Raw genomic sequence first — 2,472 nt, 5'->3', positions numbered from 1 at the left:
GTCCTCGGCCGGGTCGACCTCCGCCGCCATGTGCCGGACGATCACCTCGGCGAGCCGGTCCCGGCGCGCGGCCGGCCAGCCGGCGCCGGCGGCGAACACCCAACCGACGTGGCCGCCGGCGACCTCGAACGGCTTCGTGTGGCTGTCGAACTCCGGGGCGAGCCCGACATCGTGGAGCATGGCCGCGACGAACAGCAGCTCGTCGTCGAAGGCCACCCCGTGCGCCTCGCCGAGCGCCACCGCCCAGGCGTAGACCCGCATCGAATGGTTCAGCAGCGACGGCGACGAGTACGCCGCCGCCACTTCGGCCGCGGCCGTGGCAGCCGCGCCGCTCGGCAGGGAAAGGTCCATGCCACGAGCGTACGCCTTCCATTACAACCAATGTATGTAACGTAACTTACCTCGACGGACGAATCGATGACAAATCGATGCAGGCGTTCTAGGCTCGGGCTCGCGAGGGGAAGGAGAACCCGTGCCCGAGAGCAGCCTGCCCGAAGCCGTCGTCGTCGCCGCGGAGGGCGACCTCGACCTCGGCAGTGCGCCGCTGCTGCGTGCCCGGGCCGAGACCGCGCTCGAAGGACGGCCGGAAGCGCTCGTGCTCGACCTCGGCGGGGTCGGCTTCTGCGGTTCGGCCGGCCTGCAGGTCGTCGCCGAGCTGGTCGCGGCGACCGAGGCGGCCGGCGTGCCGTTCGCGCTGGTCACCGACCGGCGGGCAGTGCTGCGCGCGCTGCGGCTCACGCGGCTGGACACCACCGTCGCCCTGCACCCGACGCTGGCCGGCGCCCGCGCGTGGCTGCGTGAGCGGGCATGAACGGGGGAGCGGCCGGGTAGTCCTCCGTGCATGGAAGCGGAGGCGCTGCTGCAGAGCCTGACCCGGGTGGTGACCGCGCTGGACGGCACCGGGATCCGGTTCGCCGTGGCCGGTGGCCTGGCGGTGTACGCCCGCGGCGGGCCGCCGTCGGACCATGACGTCGACCTGTTCCTCAAGCCCGGTGACGCGGACCGGGCGGGGGAGGTGCTCACCAACGCCGGGCTGCGCCGCGTGCACCCGCCGGAGGACTGGCTGACCAAGGTCTACGACGGCGAGATCCTCGTCGACCTGATCCACCGGCCCAACCACCGGCCGGTGACCGACGAGCTGCTGGACCGCGCCGCGTTCATGCGCGTCGGGTCGACCGCCGCGCCGGTCGTGTCCGGCACCGACCTGCTCGTCGACAAGCTGCTCGTGCTCGAAGCACACCGCTGCGACTTCGCTCCGCTGCTCCAGATCGCCCGGGACCTGCGCGAGCAGGTCGAGTGGCCGGAGGTCGCCGTGCAGGTGTCGGCGTCCCCGTACGCCCGTGCCTTCCTCGCGCTGCTCGGCGACCTGGCCGTGATCGACCCGAAGGAGGCTCTCGTGCCCGAAGCACCGCAGTACCTCGTCGCCCGGCTGAGCCGGGCCCTCGCCGAAGACCCCCGCACCGCCGAGCTCGGCGTGCACGTGACCGTGCGGGGCGAGCACGTCCACCTGACCGGCGAAGTGACCTGTCCCGCGCGGAAGGCGGAGGTGGACGCCGTCGTGGGCGAGTACCTGACCGGGGAGCTGGTGCACAACGACGTCCGGGTCGCCGACGTCCGCGAACCGGCGAGCGCGGAGGAGATCGGCCGATGAGGATCGCCGCGGTCGGGGACGTGCACCTGGGCGAGGACTCCCGCGGCCTGCTCCGGCCGGCGCTGGAGCACCTGGACGGCACTGCGGACGTCCTCCTGCTGGCCGGGGACCTCACCCGGCACGGCACGCTCGACGAAGCCCGCGTCGTCGCCGAAGAGGTCGCCGGGCTGTCCGTGCCGGTCGCCGCCGTGCTCGGCAACCACGACCACCACAGCGACGCCGCGGACGCGATCGCCGGCGTGCTCCGGGACGCGGGCGTCACGGTGCTCGAAGGCGACGCGGCCCGGTTCGACCTGCCCGGCGGCTCGCTCGGCGTCGCGGGGGTCAAGGGGTTCGGCGGCGGGTTCGCCGGCAAGTGCGCCAGCCGCTTCGGCGAGCGGGAGATGAAGGACTTCGTCGAGCACACGATGGCCTCGGCCGAATCGTTGCGAAGTGCGTTGCGGAGCCTCGACACCGACGTCGTCGTGGCGCTGACCCACTACGCGCCGATCCCCGGCACGCTGCACGGCGAGCCGCCCGAGATCCACCCGTTCCTCGGCTCGTACCTGCTGTGCGAGCCGATCGACGAGGTGGGCGCCGACCTCGCGCTGCACGGCCACGCGCACTTCGGGTGCGAGCAGGGCGTCACCCCCGGCGGCGTGCGGGTGCGGAACGTGGCGCAGCCGGTGATCCGGAAGGCGTACGCGCTGTACGAACTCCACCCGGCCGAGGTGGCCGCTAGGCCTTGAGGAGCGGCGCGTCCCGGGACACCTCGCGGAAGCCGACGGAGTAGTACAGCTCGCGCGCCCGGGGATGGCCCGGCGCGCCCAGGCAGGCGACCG

Annotated in this window: 4 protein-coding genes; 3 read left to right on the top strand and 1 reads right to left on the bottom strand. The window is 73.3% G+C overall.

What is annotated here, in order from left to right; translation table 11 throughout:
* On the bottom strand, positions 1–351 hold a 351-nt coding region (locus tag G3I65_RS33785; RefSeq protein ID WP_160699698.1), incomplete at its 3' end, for an HD domain-containing protein.
* Between the two features lie 121 nt (positions 352–472).
* Between G3I65_RS33785 and G3I65_RS33780 the strand changes: the two genes are divergently transcribed.
* The 3 genes from G3I65_RS33780 to G3I65_RS33770 are packed head-to-tail and all read left to right on the top strand — an operon-like array spanning position 473 to position 2,379.
* Positions 473–811, top strand: a complete 339-nt coding sequence (locus G3I65_RS33780; protein ID WP_160699697.1) for an STAS domain-containing protein — start codon at positions 473–475, stop codon at positions 809–811.
* A 30-nt stretch (positions 812–841) separates the two neighbouring features.
* Entirely contained in the window at positions 842–1,651 is an 810-nt protein-coding gene (locus G3I65_RS33775) for a nucleotidyltransferase family protein (RefSeq protein WP_160699696.1), read from the top strand.
* On the top strand, positions 1,648–2,379 hold the full coding sequence (locus G3I65_RS33770; protein ID WP_160699695.1) for a metallophosphoesterase: 732 nt from the start codon (positions 1,648–1,650) through the stop codon (positions 2,377–2,379). The genes G3I65_RS33775 and G3I65_RS33770 overlap by 4 nt, the downstream gene beginning before the upstream one ends.
* Positions 2,380–2,472: the final 93 nt, after the last annotated feature.

Origin of the sequence: Amycolatopsis sp. SID8362, assembly GCF_010550475.1 — a bacterium.
In the GTDB taxonomy this organism is placed as follows: Bacteria; Actinomycetota; Actinomycetes; order Mycobacteriales; family Pseudonocardiaceae; genus Amycolatopsis; species Amycolatopsis eburnea.
This window is presented reverse-complemented; position numbering and strand designations above follow the sequence as displayed.